The sequence below is a fragment of the Vibrio sp. Y20_XG_PY13 genome, assembly GCF_024181925.1.
Lineage (GTDB): Bacteria > Pseudomonadota > Gammaproteobacteria > Enterobacterales > Vibrionaceae > Vibrio > Vibrio parahaemolyticus.
Genome location: NZ_JAMZAL010000002.1, coordinates 836,136 through 853,291 on the forward strand (window position 1 = coordinate 836,136; position 17,156 = coordinate 853,291).

A 17,156-nucleotide genomic window follows, 5' to 3' on the forward strand; every position below is an offset into this window, starting at 1 on the left:
TTTATCTGAAAGATGGAAGAACGCATGATAAGCAGCGCTGAACTGATCAAGCGAGGCGCAAAACGACTATAATGTTCTAATATATTGACATTCAAAGAGATGCTATGAAGATATTACTTACAGGTGGAACTGGGTTTATAGGGTCTGAGTTACTCAAACTGCTCACCACTCATCAGATAGTGTTACTGACCCGATCGCCAGACCAAGCCAAACAGCACTTGCAGTACGCTGATTTAGGTAATATCGAGTACCTTGCTTCTCTTGATGAACTCGCCGATCTCAACAACATAGATGCTGTCATCAACCTCGCAGGAGAACCAATCGCAGACAAGCGTTGGACGGAGCAGCAAAAAGAGAAAATTTGCAACAGTCGCTGGAAAATTACCGAGCAAATTGTTGAGCTGATTCACGCCAGTACCGAACCGCCTTCTGTGTTTCTTAGTGGATCTGCTGTCGGTTATTACGGCGACCAGCAGGATCATCCGTTCGATGAGTGTCTTCATGTGAATAACGACGATTTCCCGCATATGGTTTGCGCCAAGTGGGAACAAATCGCCAAACGAGCCGAGTCCGAACAAACCCGCGTTTGCTTTCTCCGGACAGGCGTCGTACTCGGGCTTAATGGCGGAGCACTCGCGAAAATGCTCTTGCCTTACAAATTGGGGTTAGGCGGACCGCTTGGCAATGGCAATCAATACATGCCTTGGATTCATATCCTCGATATGGTTCGTGCCATTATGTACCTGCTTGAAACCCCTCACGCGCATGGTGCCTTCAACATGTGCGCTCCTCACCCTGTGACTAACCGGATATTTAGCCGCACGTTAGCGAAAACACTCAAACGTCCTCATATTCTATTCACACCTAAATGGGTCATGGCATTGGCGATGGGAGAATCAGCATGTTTGTTGTTTGACAGTATGCGAGCCAAACCTAAGAAACTCACCGAGCTCGGCTTTAAATTTAGTTATTCAAGAATAGAACCAGCACTGAAGCACTTGCTTCAAGATAGAAGCTGTTGAATGATAAAGCTTATCTGTCTCTCGCATTAAGCTAACACATGAATAAATCCATCCTCATTACGGGTTGCTCAACGGGCATCGGGTACGTTTGTGCTCATGCACTCCATAAACAAGGCTTTAACGTCATCGCCTCTTGTAGAAAGCTTGATGACGTTCAACGACTCCAATCAGAAGGGTTAACCTGTATCCAGCTCGACCTCGACGACCCAATAAGCATCACTAGTGGCGCAAAACAAGCGATTGAATTGGCTCAAGGCCAGCTTTATGCCCTGTTCAATAACGGCGCATATGGTCAGCCCGGTGCATTAGAAGATCTGCCTACCGATGCATTGAAAGCGCAATTTCAAACCAACTTTTTTGGTTGGCACCAATTGGTTCAAGAGGTGCTACCCACTATGCGTGCTCAGGGTGAAGGACGCATTATTCAAAACAGTTCCGTCTTGGGTTTTGCCGCAATGAAGTATCGTGGGGCGTACAACGCCTCAAAGTTTGCCCTAGAAGGGTGGACAGATACATTACGGCTCGAACTTGCTGATACCAACATCAAAGTGGCGTTGATAGAGCCCGGCCCCATTGAAACGCAATTTAGGCACAACGCTCTGCACGCTTTTGAGCAATGGATTGACGTAGATTCAAGCCCTCACCGTATCGCGTATGAAGGACAGAAAAAGCGTTTAGATAACGATAAATCGAATAATCGATTCGTGCTGCCCGCAGAAGCTTGTATCGAACCCGTTCTTCACGCACTAACCAGCAATAAACCTAAAATTCGTTATCGCATTACGACACCAACTAAGTTGTTTGCGATTTTGAAACGATTATTACCCACTCATGTCCTCGATAAAATTTTGCGACAAGCCGCATAGAAATATTTTGTCGTAATGTAATTTCATCGTAACAATGTGATGTCATTATGAGCACGTAGGTTAAAAAAACCTCACGCGCTCGAATCAATTTCTTATTAAGTTTATCAATTAAGACTTCCTCTTAAGATTTTGAACTTAAAAAGATTTGGTATCGCCACCCAGTATGTTTTGTACGAATGCGAGGCAACAATGACATTAAATCAGCTGAACTGGCTTAGTGTGGGTGTAGTGTTGACGATGTTCATCCTATTTTGATACCACACCTTGCACGATGCCATGCTCTGCTATCTAACGTGCGAGAACCTCCAATTTAATTGCACTTTCGCTTGCAAATAGGATAACGCTGCTTCGGCAGCGTTTTTCCTAATATGCTCGACCCGCTTGATTTTCCATTCAATTAACTCCATATCTACAGACATCGACCCGAATTAAAAGCAAGGACACTCAGATGCAATCCCCATTTATCGTTGAGTTAACAGAACAGAATTTTAGAGAAGTGCTTGAAGGATCAATGAACACGCCCGTTCTGATTCATTTTTGGGCCAACGCTCAACCAGAAAGCGCACAAGTGCTACCTGAGTTGCAAGCTCTCACTCAACAGTACAATGGTGCTTTTACATTGGCTCTGCTGAACTGTGAAGATCAACCAGCGCTTGCTTCCCAATTTGGTGTTCAAGTACTGCCAACAATCGCGTTGTTTGTTAATGGACAAGCAGTCGATGGCTTAGGCGGGCCTCAACCAATCGAAGCGATTGGCGCAATGCTACAAAAACATTTGCCAAGCCCTGACGAGCAACTATTGAAGCAAGTAAGCGAACTGCTTCAACAAGGCGAACATGCACAAGCTCTGAACGTCATTCAAACACTGTCAGATGAACTGCAATCACGCGGTGATGTAAAATTAGCGAAAGCCGATTGTTTGCTAGAAACCAAACAATTCGAATTAGCACAAGAGTTGTTAGCAACCATCCCACTTGAGTATCAAGACAACTCTTACAAAAGCTTAATCGCGAAACTGGAACTGCATCAGCAAGCGGCTGAAAGTCCAGAATTAAAGCGCTTGGAACAAGAGTTGGCAGCTAACCCAGACAATTTCGAATTGGCATGTGAGCTAGCAGTACAATACAACCAAGTGGGTCGTGATGAAGAAGCGCTAGAGCTACTTTGGAACATTTTAAAAGTAAACCTAGGCGCGCAAGATGGCGAAGTGAAGAAGACCTTTATGGATATCCTAAGCGCCTTAGGACAAGGCAACGCTATTGCAAGTAAATATCGTCGCCAGCTGTACTCCATCTTGTACTAAACCCAGAGTTCTTCTAAAAATAAGACAATAAAGGCCGGAAATCCGGCCTTTGTTTTACCTAAAATCGCCCCGCTATCGTTTCTTCTCAACATCTTCGATTGTCTACAACCCAAAAATGCGTGAAAATGAATCAGTTATTATGCACTCAAGGGAATAAATCATGCCTATCGATTCACTGATCACTATCGGTATTTTCGTCGTCCTCGCTGTCGTTATCTTGTCTTCAGCCATCAAAACGGTTCCACAAGGAAACAACTGGACAGTTGAGCGCTTTGGACGCTACACCCACACATTAAAGCCGGGTTTAAACTTGATCATTCCATTCGTTGATAAAATTGGTCAAAAAGTAAATATGATGGAACGTGTGCTTGATATTCCAGCACAAGAGGTCATTTCAAAAGATAACGCAAACGTGGTGATCGATGCGGTTGGTTTCGTTCAAGTTATCGATGCGGCTAAGGCGGCTTACGAAGTAAACGATTTAGAACACGCGATTCGTAATCTAACGCTAACGAATATTCGTACCGTACTTGGCTCGATGGAACTCGATGAAATGCTGAGCCAACGTGACATGATCAATACCAAACTGCTAGCGATCGTGGACCAAGCAACAAACCCTTGGGGCGTAAAAGTCACGCGTATTGAAATAAAAGATGTTCAGCCACCAGCCGATCTAACTGCTGCAATGAACGCCCAGATGAAAGCAGAGCGTAATAAACGTGCTGAAATTCTCGAGGCTGAAGGTGTCCGTCAGGCAGAAATCCTCAAAGCAGAAGGTCACAAACAATCGCAGATTTTAAAAGCAGAAGGTGAAAAACAGTCTGCTATCCTCCATGCTGAAGCGCGTGAGCGTGCTGCTCAAGCGGAAGCAAAAGCGACTTACATGGTTTCCGAAGCCATCGCAAAAGGCGATATGCAAGCCGTTAATTACTTCATCGCGCAAGGCTACACAGAAGCTCTCAAGAGTATTGGTCAAGCTGAAAACGGAAAAATCATTATGCTACCTTTGGAAGCAACCGGACTCATGGGCTCTGTTGCGGGCATCGCAGAAATGTTTAAACAACAAAATAAAGATTAGGACCCAGTTATGGACTTGTTCAACCTGCTTGATGGCATAACATTTTGGCACTGGCTTGCATTCGGCTTTGTGCTGCTTGCCGTTGAGCTACTTGGTACAGCGGGTTACTTTCTGTGGTTGGGGTTATCGGCGTTATTCGTGGGAGCGTTATTGGCAGTGCTCCCTTTCGGCTGGCAACTTCAATGGTTATCTTTCGCGACTTTCAGTTTGCTGACAACTTGGTTATGGTGGCGACGCCAGTGGTCAAGAGACAAACAAGATGATCAAACAAGAGATCTCAACCAAAAGTACAAGCAGTTGATTGGCCGCAGCGTGATACTTGAGGAAGATTTTTCAATTGGGTTAAACAGAATTCGCATCGCCGATACCACCTGGTCAGCACAATGTGAGCAAAATATCCCATCTGGTACTCGCGTAAAAATCGTTGCGATCGATGGAATAATCCTCATTGTGGAGCCTATTTCTGAGTAATTTATGTCAAAGTAATGAAGTAAAGACTGCTTCATTACTTTCTTTTCTCTCAATTCTTTTTATTTCATCGTGTTATTCAATTTGTCCTTAAAAAATAAGTAATATAAATATTATTAAATTCCATCTTGTAAATCCTAATGATATTCATCAACTAAGAATTAATCAAAAAGATAGTTCACTGCTTTCAGTCATTTTCAATCTAATTTCAATATAAAAAATAAAACAGTGTTGAATTAATTTTTGATCTTTCCAACTCCCTATACATACTTAATCCATAAGCATAAAGGTAAATGCTTATATTTTAGGTAAGTAGAAAAGTCTTTCCTACCGTTTTATTGATAACTGAGTTGGTCCTCACCACGCCAAAGGCAGAGCTTGTTCCAGCACGGTTGGGCACACAATGGGTGACACCATTTACTGAGGTATGTGTGAGCGGTATTAAGGTAGTGAGACATGTTTTTGTTTGAGCACTTAGCACGCCAAATACACAAACTTTGGGTAACAGGCGTAATAAAGTCTTAAACGTAGAGGGTGATCGTTATGAAATTATTAGCCGGAATACTATTAATATGTTCAGCTACAATTCCATTTACTATTCAAGCAAATGGCGCTTCAGGAGGAAGAACATTAGCACCTGAAGTGAAATGTGAATTACCAAATGGTAATGTCCACATGCTGCCACCGTTATATTGCAAAATGTATGACGGCAGAGAAGTAAAATAGAAAAAGGAGCCATTAGGCTCCTTTTTGATTATTCACTAATTGATTAGTGGAAGCTGTAAGGGATAAGAACTTGTAGACGTAGGTCTGTCTCGTCCGCGTCGCCAGCACCAGCGTACTCGTCACGCTCTAGGATTGTACCGTGTAGACGGATTGTAGAGCCTTTAAGCGCACCACTCTGTAGAGAGTAAGATACTGTTGCGTTGAATGCGTACTCGCTTTCGTAATCCCAGTCACCAGATGCACCGCTTGCAGCTGAGTCAGCACCAGAACCGTAACCAAAGCCTAGGTAGTAGTTCCAGCCGTTACCTTGGTTGTAAGATAGACGGTTGTACCATGCTAGCTCGCCCGCTTTGTTCCAGTCAGATAGAGCATCCCACCACTGAGACCAAGTACCGTTGTTCATACCGTAAGTATGGATAGTACGTGGAACGAAGTCAGAACGGTTGTCTGTGTCTGTGTAACGTAGTTCAGACATCCATGCTAGCTTGCCGAAAGACTGGTTCAAAGATAGACCAGTGTGGAAACCTAGACCATCGTATTTCACATCGTCATCAACACCGTAGAAGTCAAATGCAAGAGTTGTACGGTCACTTACTGTGTACTTCAAGTAAGCTTTGTAAGATGTGTTGTCAGTTTCGTTGTGGTAGCTAGTTACTTGACCTGCACCCCAGTCGATACCATTTGCGTATTTAACGCCAGTCGCTTGACCAAGACCAACTTGGAAGAACAAGCTGTCAGTTAGGTTACCGTTTAGACCTAGAGAGTGTAGGTAGCTCCATGAAGTGTCAGACCAAAGCGCTGGTGCGTAGTCATCTTCGTGAAGTAGCCAAGGTGCTGTGAATTGGTCTGCACCGAAGTAGCTTAGGTTGAAGTCGCCTAGCTTAGCGTTTAGTTCGAAGCCACGGTAAGTACCAGGTACAAAGCTCCATACGTTACCAATAGTACCGTTACCACCAGCTTGTAGCATACCTACACGAGCGTTAAAGTTTTCGTTTGCTTTGAATTTAAGCGCAGCTTTGTAAACTTTAAGTTGTTGGCCGTCACCTGCACCCCAGTCTAGGTTGTTACAGGTTGAGATTTCGTTACATAGGTAGCCTTCGTTTGAGTTGTAAAGGCTGTCGTTGTAAAGATCACCAGAGTAGTAAGCCGCAACATCTGCACCAACCCAACCATCGTGGTAGCCAGAAGTGAAGTCTAGGATAGCGTTGTAAGAAGAGTAGTTTAGACGGCTCCAACGGTCACCGTTCTCACCACCAGGTTTACCTGTAGTACGTGTACGTGAACGAGTGTCAACTAAGAACATTGCATTAAGACTAGAGTCATGCATAAATTCGTTCACTTTCTCTACGTATTCACCACCCGCTGCACTCTCAGTCGATGCAGTAGCTGGAGCAACAGCAACAACACCAAACATTGCTGCAGTTAACGCTGAAACCTTAAAAAATTTGTCCATGGAAAAACTCCTAAAAATGGATATAGCTGTATTTTTCTATCTCACCTTTAGTTGGCCGCCGAAGGAGAGAAGTAAATTCCTGATTAAACCTCATTATTTCTAATTTGGTTTTTTTTAGTTCCTGCATACACACCGTGTATCCACGCCATTAAGACTAACTTCGCACCTAAAAACATCCAAACGGAACTTATTTTTTTTCTAAAAAAATATGAGCCACGCCAAAGTTCCATATAAGTTATTGATCCAGATCTTATTTTTAACACCAACACCGCAACATTGAATATATACATTTAAATTCAAATACTTAAATCACCACGCAAACATTCAACATGAAGTGCATCGCAGACTTGAATACAAATAGATTCGGATATTCGAAGGGGAGATCCTGATCACTGAAACGCAGAAAACACAAAACCAAGACATACAAACACACTTAATATGCGTAAAGAAAAAGCCCCACAAGCTTTGCCTGTGGGGCTTTTAGTTATTTTTTATCTTTTTTGATAGTGCTTAATTTATCAATTCAAGCAAGTCTTGCTCAGTTTTTATCTCGATACCCAATTCTTGCGCCTTAGCGAGCTTAGAACCTGCATTTTCACCAGCAAATAAAATATCGGTTTTCTTGGAAACACTGCCAGTGACTTTTGCACCCAAAGATTGCAACGCCTCTTTTGCTTCAGTACGTCCAAGTTGAGATAGTGTTCCCGTTAGCACGACAGTTTTACCTTCTAGTGGCAGTTCTGCGCCTTGCTCAGGTGCACTAACTTCTGGCCAGTGGATACCTTGCACAAGGAGATCTTGAACAACAGCTTGGTTTTTCTCTTCTTCAAAGAAAGTCGTAATGTGCTTCGCAACTACCACACCAATATCTTGAACAGCAATAAGTTGTTCTTCCGTTGCAGCTTGAATCGCTTCCAGTGATTTAAAGTGTTGAGCTAGGTTTGCCGCCGTTGCCTCGCCCACTTCTCGAATACCTAACGAGTATAAGAAACGTGGCAAGGTTGTTAACTTCGATTTTTCTAACGCATTAACAATGTTTTGAGCAGATTTTGGCCCCATGCGCTCCAATACGGTTAATACGCCAGCCGAAAGCTTGAACAGATCGGCAGGTGTTTCTACCATTTCACGATCGACCAATTGCTCGATAACTTTGTCACCTAAACCATCAACATCCAACGCTTTACGTGAGACGAAGTGCTTGAGCGCTTGCTTACGTTGAGCTTGACAGACCAAACCGCCAGTACATCGAGTCACCGCCTCCCCTTCGATACGCTCTACGTGCGAACCACAAACAGGACACTGAGTTGGGAAAATAATATCTCGCGCCGTTTCTGGTCGACGCTCTTTGATGACAGAAACCACTTGAGGAATCACATCGCCAGCACGACGAATCACGACCTGATCACCAATCTTTACTTGAAGGCGCTCAATTTCATCCGCATTATGCAGCGTTGCGTTACTCACCGTCACGCCACCAACAAACACTGGCTCTAACTTAGCAACCGGAGTGATCGCTCCCGTTCGGCCAACTTGGAACTCAACTTCATTCAATGTGGTGATTTCTTCTTGAGCCGGGAATTTGTATGCGATCGCCCAACGTGGAGCGCGAGCAACAAAACCCAGGCGCTCTTGAACGGCAATATCGTCAATTTTGATCACGACTCCGTCAATTTCGTAAGGTAATGCATCACGACGTTGCAGAATGTGTTGATAATAAGTTTTTACGTCTGCCAAACTGTCGACTCGCTTGGTCTCTGGACACATTGGCAGTCCCCAAGATTTTATCTGCAGAAAACGCTCATAGTGACTGGCTGCCAAATCAGCCCCTTGCACAACTCCAACACTGTATGCGTAGAAGCTAAGTGGGCGCGAAGCCGTAATACGCGAATCTAATTGACGTAAGCTGCCTGCTGCTGCATTACGAGGGTTCACAAATACTTTTTCGCCCTTCTGACGCGCAAGCTCATTCAACTTTTCAAAGCCCGCTTTCGGCATAAATACTTCACCACGAACCTCAAGACGAGCTGGCCAGTCATCACCCCTCAGCTTCAGAGGAATGGCATTAATGGTGCGCACGTTTTCAGTGATGTTTTCACCCGTAGTACCATCACCACGCGTTGCCGCTTGAACTAAAATACCGTTTTCATACAGCAGACTCACGGCTAAGCCATCTAGCTTTGGTTCACAACAATACTGCTTAATGCTTTCTCCACCGATTCGGTCTTGAGCACGTTTATGGAAGCTGTCGAGTTCACTGTCGTCGAATGCGTTATCCAATGACAACATTGGGACTTCGTGTGTCACCTGACTAAATTCAGAAAGCGGCTTACCACCCACTCGCTGACTTGGCGAATCAACCGTCACTAAATCAGGATGTTGAGCTTCAATTTCTAGCAGTTCACGCATTAGGCGATCGTATTCTGCATCTGGAATCTCTGGATTATCTTCCACGTAGTAGCGAACGGCGTGGTAGTGCAACGACTCTTTGAGTTCTTCTAGCCGTTGATGTACTGATTCAGACATAGTAAAGCCCCGTATATTGTCAATCGATGAGGTTGGGAATCCATGAAAAAGGGCTCCAATCGGAGCCCTTTTATAATTGGGTAGTAAGATTATGCGTTAGCTGCATTAAACTCAACTATTTGGCGTCGATAAGCAGCTAAACGGTCAGGAGTCATTAAGTTTCTCTTGTCATCGAGAACATTTCCTCCCATATCATCCGCAATCTGCTGTGCAGTTCTCAACATCAAGTTGAAGTTTTGCTCAGCTTCGCCATAGCAAGGCAACGTCATAAAGAAGGAAATGCCTTTCGTCGAAAACTCTGCGGGATCACCATGCTCAAGTGTACCCGGATGCATCATGTTAGCCACACTGAACAGCACTTTACCGTTTCCAGATAAATCAACATGACGATGAAAGATATGCATCTCGCCATAGATAAGACCATTTTGCTGCATACTGTCAAAAAGTTCCGTGCCAATAAATGGCTCTTCGCCCGCACAATGAACATTCAACACGATCACTTGCATTTCCGGCTCTGGCTTTGGTTTTTCTGGTTGTTCAACAACGGCAGGAGCCACTTCTTCAACCATTTCCATCTCTTGTTTAGGCGCATCAAATGCAGAAGGCATGATCTCTTCTTCAACCACCTCTTGCATTGGCTCTTCGACTTCAGATGGCTGAATTGCTACATCTTCAACATCGTTTTTCATCGCGACAAAAGAAGGGATTTCCTCAGCTTCTTCTTTTACAGAATGCTTTTCTTCTGTCACACCACCAAGCAAGGGATCTGCCTCAAACTTACTATCAAACGTATTTTCCATCCCAAAGTCTGGTTCTTTGCGATCTTTACGGATGATTTCGAAATCGTCTTCAGGGGCAGGAGCGAAACTGCGCTCTTGCTCAACCGAATCTTTATCTCCTTGGTCAACATCCAGCTTACCAAGTGGCTTGTTGCCAAATTTTGCTTTGCCTTCTTTCTTACTGCTCCACAAACCATGAAACAGCAATGCCGCGATGGCTAATGCGCCAACAACAATGAGTACGAATCGCAATTCCTGCATTATTTACTCTCAATATACCTGTTTTTACTACTCGCAATTCCTTGAGCAGCAACCCAAGTGCAATAAATCTGAATGATACATTTACTTTACCAAAACTATATGTAGGTTTAGAACAACTTAATGCAAGAAGTTCCGTTTTTTGTTGTGATTCTTGCCACGATTCCACTTTGCAAGACCCTAATTGTTAGGGCATTGAAAGAAAATCATCGACAGGTACAATGAGTTCTCACTCACACGAAAATATTGGATATGAAGATTAACAATCAGCAACGAACCGGATTCGGTTACTTCCTATACGGAATTCAATTGGCGCTCTCTCCAGAGATAAGACGTTTTGTCGTGTTACCACTTTTAGCAAATATTATTCTCGTGGGTGGGGCTATCTTCTATCTATTCTCCCACTTGAACATGTGGATTGAAGGTTGGATTGGACAGTTACCAGAGTTTCTCTCTTGGCTCACGTATATCTTGTGGCCCCTACTTGCTCTAACGATACTGGCCACCTTCTCTTATTTCTTTAGCACGTTAGCCAACTTTATTGCCGCTCCCTTCAACGGGCTGTTAGCAGAAAAAGTTGAAGAGACGCTAACCGGAAAAAAAATTAATGACGACGGCTTTACGGCTGTTCTAAAAGATGTGCCTCGCGTACTTGCTCGCGAATGGAGAAAACTGCTTTATATACTGCCTAAAGCAATTGGCTTGTTTTTGCTCTTACTTATCCCGGCACTAGGGCAAACTGTTGGCCCGGTTTTATGGTTTATCTTTACCGCGTGGATGCTCGCGATTCAATATTGTGATTACCCGTTCGATAACCACAAAATTCCGTTCAACGACATGCGTTACAAATTGAAACAAAAGCAAGGTAAAGCCTATGGCTTTGGTGTGTTGGTTTCAGTATTCACAACGATTCCAATTTTGAACCTTATCGTCATGCCTGTTGCAATATGCGGTGCGACCGCCATGTGGGTGGCAGAGTTTAAACATCAGCGCTAGGTCAAATTTAGTGAAAGGGAAGGCTGTTCGATGCGCTTCCCTTTCTTTTTACTAAATTCTCGGCCAACCTAATAAGATATAACTTTTTAATCCTTTTCCCTTTTTTTTATACCGCATATTCTTCTATCCATATTCACACAACGTGTAATGAAGGAACATCACTATGAGCAAAATCTACGAAGATAACTCTCTTACCATTGGTAATACGCCCCTAGTTCGCCTAAACAAAGTGAGCAAAGGTAACGTTCTAGCGAAAATTGAAGCACGCAACCCAAGCTTCAGCGTTAAGTGCCGTATCGGTGCAAACATGATTTGGGAAGCAGAAAAAGCTGGCACTTTAAAGCCAGGCGTAGAACTAGTAGAACCAACCAGTGGTAACACAGGTATCGCATTAGCGTTCGTAGCAGCCGCTCGCGGTTACAAATTGACTCTAACTATGCCTGAATCAATGAGCCTTGAGCGCCGCAAGCTACTTAAAGCACTAGGTGCAAACCTTGAGCTAACCGAAGCAGCGAAAGGCATGAAAGGCGCAATTACTAAAGCAGAAGAGATCGTAGCAAGCAATCCTGAAAAATACCTTCTTCTACAGCAGTTCAACAACCCTGCTAACCCGCAAATTCACGAGAAAACCACAGGCCCTGAAATCTGGGATGCGACAGACGGTGAAATCGATGTGCTAGTAGCAGGCGTTGGTACTGGCGGTACAATCACAGGGACAAGCCGTTACATTAAAGGTGAGAAAGGTAAAGCGATCACTTCTGTTGCTGTAGAACCTGCTGAATCACCAGTAATCGCGCAAGCACTAGCAGGCGAAGAAATTCAACCAGCACCACACAAAATCCAAGGTATCGGTGCAGGTTTCATTCCTGGAAACCTAGATTTGGACATTATCGACCGAGTTGAGCCAGTGACTTCTGAAGAAGCAATTGAGATGGCTCGTCGACTAATGGAAGAAGAAGGCATCCTTGCAGGCATCTCTTCAGGCGCCGCTGTCGTTGCTGCAAACCGAATTGCAGAACTACCTGAATTTGAAGGAAAAACCATCGTGACAATTCTGCCAAGCTCAGGTGAACGTTACCTAAGTACGGCGCTATTTGCTGGTATCTTTACCGAAAAAGAGAACCAACAATAATATGTGGTCAAATCAATTTTTCGTCTAAAAAAGCCCCGTTCAGGGGCTTTTTTGTTGATCCCTGCCCTACCTTTGGTAATATCAGGGTGTTTTATTTCTAGCTTCAAAATAAAGAAGCAGAACACAAAAAGGTTTCAAAGTAATTGCGCACGCAAACAGTTGCGTAGTTACCAAACTTTTGACTAGTATCAGAACTGACACGCTTTGAACTCTCCCGTGCTAGCGCACAAGATATAAAGCAGTTAAGCTAAATCTAGTCACAAACTAACAAAAAAATACATTTATTGGGGTATATCACATGTACGAGAAGCAAGTAGAAATCACAGCAGAAAACGGTCTTCACACTCGTCCAGCTGCACAGTTCGTTAAAGAAGCTAAAGCATTCGACGCGGACATCACTGTGACTTCTAACGGTAAAAGCGCTAGCGCTAAGAGCCTATTCAAACTACAAACACTAGGCCTAGTAAAAGGTACTCTTGTTACTATTTCTGCTGAAGGCCCACAAGCTCAGCAAGCTGTAGACCACCTAGTTGCTCTAATGGACCAACTACACTAATCCGGTCTCCTACTCCAGAAGCCATTTTGTGAAAGCAAAATGGCTTCGTTGGAAATAGGCTCAAAACTAAGCTAAAACTATTCGTTAGCGCACCCATTATTCTCCCGTTTTATAAAGTTGACCAAACTTAAGGTAAGGCTATGATTTCAGGCATCCTAGCATCTCCTGGTATTGCAATCGGTAAAGCACTACTACTTCAAGAAGATGAAATTGTCCTAAACACAAACACTATTTCTGATGATCAAGTAGAAGCAGAAGTTGCACGTTTCTTTGACGCTCGTAACAAATCTGCAGCTCAGCTAGAAACTATCAAGCAAAAAGCGCTTGAAACTTTCGGCGAAGAAAAAGAAGCGATCTTTGAAGGTCATATCATGCTTCTTGAAGACGAAGAGCTAGAAGAAGAAATCCTAGCACTTATCAAAAACGACAAGATGACTGCTGATCACGCTATCCACTCAGTGATCGAAGAGCAAGCATGTGCTCTTGAGTCTCTAGACGACGAATACCTAAAAGAACGTGCAACTGACATCCGTGATATCGGTTCTCGTTTCGTGAAGAACGCACTAGGCATCAACATCGTTTCGCTAAGCGACATCAATGAAGAAGTTATCCTAGTTGCTTACGACCTAACGCCATCTGAAACAGCGCAAATCAACCTAGACTACGTGCTGGGTTTTGCTTGTGACATCGGTGGTCGTACTTCACACACTTCTATCATGGCTCGCTCTCTTGAGCTTCCTGCTATCGTTGGTACTAACGACATCACTAAGAAAGTTAAGAATGGCGACATGCTGATTCTTGACGCGATGAACAACAAGATCGTTGTTAATCCATCAGAAGCTGAAGTAGAAGAAGCGAAAGCAGTTAAAGCTGCATTCTTAGCTGAGAAAGAAGAGCTAGCAAAACTTAAAGACCTACACGCAGAAACAACAGATGGTCACCGCGTAGAAGTTTGCGGCAACATCGGTACAGTGAAAGACTGTGACGGTATCATCCGTAACGGTGGTGAAGGCGTTGGTCTGTACCGTACTGAATTCCTATTTATGGACCGTACTGCGCTACCAACTGAAGAAGAACAGTACCAAGCGTACAAAGAAGTTGCAGAAGCAATGAACGGTCAAGCTGTGATCATCCGTACTATGGATATCGGCGGCGATAAAGACCTACCATACATGGATCTACCTCAAGAGATGAACCCGTTCCTAGGTTGGCGTGCAGTACGTATCAGCTTGGATCGTCGTGAAATTCTTCGTGATCAACTACGTGGCATCCTACGTGCGTCTGCACACGGTAAGCTACGTATCATGTTCCCAATGATCATCTCTGTTGAAGAAATCCGCGAGCTTAAAAACGCAATCGAAGAGTACAAAGCAGAGCTACGTGCTGAAGGTCTTGCATTCGACGAAAACATCGAAATCGGTGTAATGGTTGAAACACCTGCAGCAGCAGCGATCGCACACCACCTAGCGAAGGAAGTATCTTTCTTCTCTATCGGTACAAACGACCTTACTCAGTACACTCTAGCGGTTGACCGTGGTAACGAGATGATCTCTCATCTTTACAACCCTCTATCACCAGCTGTACTAACCGTGATCAAGCAAGTTATCGACGCTTCTCACGCTGAAGGTAAGTGGACTGGTATGTGTGGTGAGCTTGCAGGCGATGAGCGTGCAACACTTCTACTTCTAGGTATGGGTCTGGATGAGTTCTCAATGAGCGGTATCTCTATCCCTAAAGTGAAGAAAGTTATTCGTAACTCTAACTTCGCAGAAGTGAAAGCAATGGCTGAAAAAGCACTTTCTCTACCTACTGCAGCAGAAATTGAAGCAGTAGTTGAAAAGTTCATTGCTGAGAAAACTCAATAATCAGTAGTACCAAGTTATTCAATACTTAATGGCCATTAGACGGCGAAAAAAGTCGTCTAATGGGCTATATTGGTATACTATAATTCGACAGAATAAAACCAAACCTTAGGAGCATGACACAATGGGTCTGTTTGACAAACTTAAGAAGCTTGTATCTGATGACAGCGCTGACGCTGGTGCAATCGAAATCATCGCACCACTATCTGGTGAAATCGTAAACATTGAAGATGTGCCAGATGTTGTTTTCGCTGAGAAAATCGTTGGTGACGGTATTGCTATCAAGCCAGCAGGCAACAAAATGGTAGCTCCTGTAAACGGTACTATCGGTAAGATCTTCGAAACTAACCACGCATTCTCTATCGAGTCTGACGACGGTGTTGAGCTTTTCGTTCACTTCGGTATCGATACAGTTGAACTTAAAGGCGAAGGCTTCACGCGTATCGCAGAAGAAGGTCAAACTGTTAAAGCTGGCGACACTGTAATTGAATTCGATCTAGCTCTTCTAGAAGAGAAAGCGAAGTCAACACTAACTCCAGTTGTTATCTCTAACATGGACGAAATCAAAGAGCTGAACAAGCTTTCTGGTTCTGTAACTGTTGGTGAAACTCCAGTTCTACGTGTAACTAAGTAATTTTTACTTATCCGAACACGAAAAAACGCTGCCAATGGCAGCGTTTTTTATTATCTGAATTTTTCTGGTCGATGCGCATCGCTGAAACACGTTCAACTGAGCAAGCCTAGTGCTGAGCTCGGCCTTTGCTTCGCTTGAGCGAGTAATGCAGTTGTCGCATCCTGCAGCACCTGAGAGCGCACCATTACTGTCGACTCCCGAGCAAAGTCTGTATCTCGAATTCGCCCTTTTGATTCCGAAACACTCCGGTTAATGGTGTTTAAATTATCGATCGTGCCACTCACACGATTCTGAAATCCACCGATTTCACTGCGATGAGAATCAACATACTTTATCGCCGCATCCACCACACCAATGGCAAGCTGAGCGCCTCCTACTGTCGACATATCGAGATCATCAACGGTCACCAACTCACCGGAACCTATATCCATCTCATCGGCAAAATTGCCTTTCCATGTGATGCCTTCTGGCGCATTCAGTGTCGAGGTAAAAAACTGCAGTTGATGATCTTGCGTTACGGAAGCATCGACTACCGATTGCTGGGCATTAATGTAGGTTGCCACTTCTTCAAGGTTATCGCCTACTTTGAGTGTTAATACTTTAGATTGCGCTTGGCCTTCATTGTCTTGATATTCAAACGCGAACTGTTGGTCATCTCTCGTCACCCGCCAGTCTTTGTCTAAACTGTCACCCAGATAATGTTGCCCGCCCATTTCAGGTATGTGCGTACGCATGTTTCTGAGCGTCAATGATATAGAGTTCGCATTGGCGCCAATATGAAAACTCTGAGAACCATAAGAGCCATTGAAGAGGTTTTTATCCGCGAATGTCGTCGTGATTGCCACACGATCCAATTCATCTTGTAGTGCAATCACTTCTTGTTGAAGACTTGTACGATCATCCTGTTCATGGCTGCCATTTGCGGCCTGAAGCCCGAGAGAGCGTAACCGTTGCAGAATATCACTGCTCTCATGCAACGCGCCTTCTGCGGTTTGAGCGACAGAATAGGCATCGTGAGCATTCCTTAAGGCGACATCAATCCCTCTCGTTTGAACATGGAGAGTATTCGATATTTGTAGACCTGCAGCATCGTCGCTTGCTGAGTTAATCCGATATCCCGAAGACAGGTTTCTCTGTGACTCAACGTTTTGATCGGCTGCTTGGCTAAGATGTCGCTGCGTCATCATCGCGGCAACATTGGTATTTAAAGAGACCATCTAATCGATATGAATGCCTTGTCGAACATCCTGTTAGGACGCATCTAAATCGGTATAGCCGATAAGCAAAAAGCCAGGGATGAGCCTGGCTTTTGTATCTTGTCGTGTTAGGTAGATTAACCTAGAAGACTTAGCGCTGAGTTTGGCGCTTGTTTCGCTTGTGCAAGGATTGAGCTTGACGCTTGCGATAGAATTTGTGACTTGGTCATTGCCGTCGTTTCTTTCGCGAAGTCGGTATCTTTGATACGGCTCTTCGACGCGTTCACGTTCTCGTTAATGTTGT

16 protein-coding genes are annotated in these 17,156 nt (G+C 44.1%); 11 read left to right on the top strand and 5 right to left on the bottom strand.

The annotated features are described in order from the left end of the window. Nucleotides 1-104: 104 nt before the first annotated feature. The 6 genes from NL646_RS08875 (at nt 105) to NL646_RS08900 (ending at nt 5,463) form a co-directional block, all read left to right on the top strand. Nucleotides 105-1,022: a TIGR01777 family oxidoreductase gene (locus NL646_RS08875; RefSeq protein WP_025521849.1), complete on the top strand. Its 918-nt coding sequence runs from the start codon at nt 105-107 to the stop codon at nt 1,020-1,022. A 38-nt stretch (nt 1,023-1,060) separates the two neighbouring features. Then, on the top strand, nt 1,061-1,888 hold the full coding sequence (locus tag NL646_RS08880; RefSeq protein ID WP_253664102.1) for an SDR family oxidoreductase: 828 nt from the start codon (nt 1,061-1,063) through the stop codon (nt 1,886-1,888). A gap of 448 nt (nt 1,889-2,336) precedes the next feature. Next, entirely contained in the window at nt 2,337-3,191 is an 855-nt protein-coding gene (locus tag NL646_RS08885; RefSeq protein WP_005454528.1) for a co-chaperone YbbN, read from the top strand. 160 nt (nt 3,192-3,351) lie between these two features. Then, nucleotides 3,352-4,269, top strand: coding sequence for an SPFH domain-containing protein (locus NL646_RS08890; RefSeq protein ID WP_005454552.1), 918 nt, complete (start codon nt 3,352-3,354; stop codon nt 4,267-4,269). Between the two features lie 9 nt (nt 4,270-4,278). Continuing rightward, nucleotides 4,279-4,740, top strand: a complete 462-nt coding sequence (locus NL646_RS08895; RefSeq protein WP_020904119.1) for an NfeD family protein — start codon at nt 4,279-4,281, stop codon at nt 4,738-4,740. A 540-nt stretch (nt 4,741-5,280) separates the two neighbouring features. Then, nucleotides 5,281-5,463 carry a hypothetical protein gene (locus NL646_RS08900; protein ID WP_071651861.1) on the top strand — a complete coding sequence of 61 codons (183 nt, stop codon included), beginning with the start codon at nt 5,281-5,283 and terminating at the stop codon, nt 5,461-5,463. A gap of 43 nt (nt 5,464-5,506) precedes the next feature. Here NL646_RS08900 and NL646_RS08905 read toward each other — a convergent pair whose 3' ends face one another. The 3 genes from NL646_RS08905 to zipA form a co-directional block, all read right to left on the bottom strand. Beyond that, nucleotides 5,507-6,916: a porin gene (locus tag NL646_RS08905; RefSeq protein WP_005454568.1), complete on the bottom strand. Its 1,410-nt coding sequence runs from the start codon at nt 6,914-6,916 to the stop codon at nt 5,507-5,509. A gap of 510 nt (nt 6,917-7,426) precedes the next feature. Further along, nucleotides 7,427-9,439: an NAD-dependent DNA ligase LigA gene (gene ligA, locus NL646_RS08910; protein ID WP_025509592.1), complete on the bottom strand. Its 2,013-nt coding sequence runs from the start codon at nt 9,437-9,439 to the stop codon at nt 7,427-7,429. A gap of 89 nt (nt 9,440-9,528) precedes the next feature. Continuing rightward, nucleotides 9,529-10,479, bottom strand: a complete 951-nt coding sequence (zipA, locus tag NL646_RS08915) for a cell division protein ZipA (protein WP_253664103.1) — start codon at nt 10,477-10,479, stop codon at nt 9,529-9,531. 249 nt (nt 10,480-10,728) lie between these two features. On the opposite strand from zipA, the gene cysZ reads away from it, so the two are divergent. From cysZ to crr, 5 genes are all read left to right on the top strand, one after another. Beyond that, the gene (gene cysZ, locus NL646_RS08920; RefSeq protein WP_005489850.1) at nt 10,729-11,472 is read left to right on the top strand and encodes a sulfate transporter CysZ; all 744 of its coding nucleotides are present in this window, start codon (nt 10,729-10,731) and stop codon (nt 11,470-11,472) included. Between the two features lie 163 nt (nt 11,473-11,635). After that, nucleotides 11,636-12,604, top strand: a complete 969-nt coding sequence (cysK, locus tag NL646_RS08925) for a cysteine synthase A (protein WP_069524109.1) — start codon at nt 11,636-11,638, stop codon at nt 12,602-12,604. Nucleotides 12,605-12,902: 298 nt separating this feature from the next. Continuing rightward, nucleotides 12,903-13,160: an HPr family phosphocarrier protein gene (locus NL646_RS08930; RefSeq protein ID WP_005436894.1), complete on the top strand. Its 258-nt coding sequence runs from the start codon at nt 12,903-12,905 to the stop codon at nt 13,158-13,160. A 140-nt stretch (nt 13,161-13,300) separates the two neighbouring features. Next, nucleotides 13,301-15,025 (top strand): phosphoenolpyruvate-protein phosphotransferase PtsI, encoded by a 1,725-nt coding sequence (gene ptsI, locus NL646_RS08935; RefSeq protein WP_253664104.1) that lies wholly within the window; start codon nt 13,301-13,303, stop codon nt 15,023-15,025. Nucleotides 15,026-15,146: 121 nt separating this feature from the next. Continuing rightward, entirely contained in the window at nt 15,147-15,656 is a 510-nt protein-coding gene (crr, locus tag NL646_RS08940; protein ID WP_005382041.1) for a PTS glucose transporter subunit IIA, read from the top strand. Nucleotides 15,657-15,748: 92 nt separating this feature from the next. Here the strand turns inward: crr and NL646_RS08945 are convergent, their stop codons facing one another. After that, complete coding sequence (locus tag NL646_RS08945; protein ID WP_031381906.1) at nt 15,749-16,873, bottom strand: flagellin; 1,125 nt, start codon at nt 16,871-16,873, stop codon at nt 15,749-15,751. A 116-nt stretch (nt 16,874-16,989) separates the two neighbouring features. Next, nucleotides 16,990-17,156, bottom strand: a 167-nt coding sequence (locus tag NL646_RS08950; RefSeq protein WP_253664108.1) for a flagellin, incomplete at its 5' end; no start/stop codon positions are given.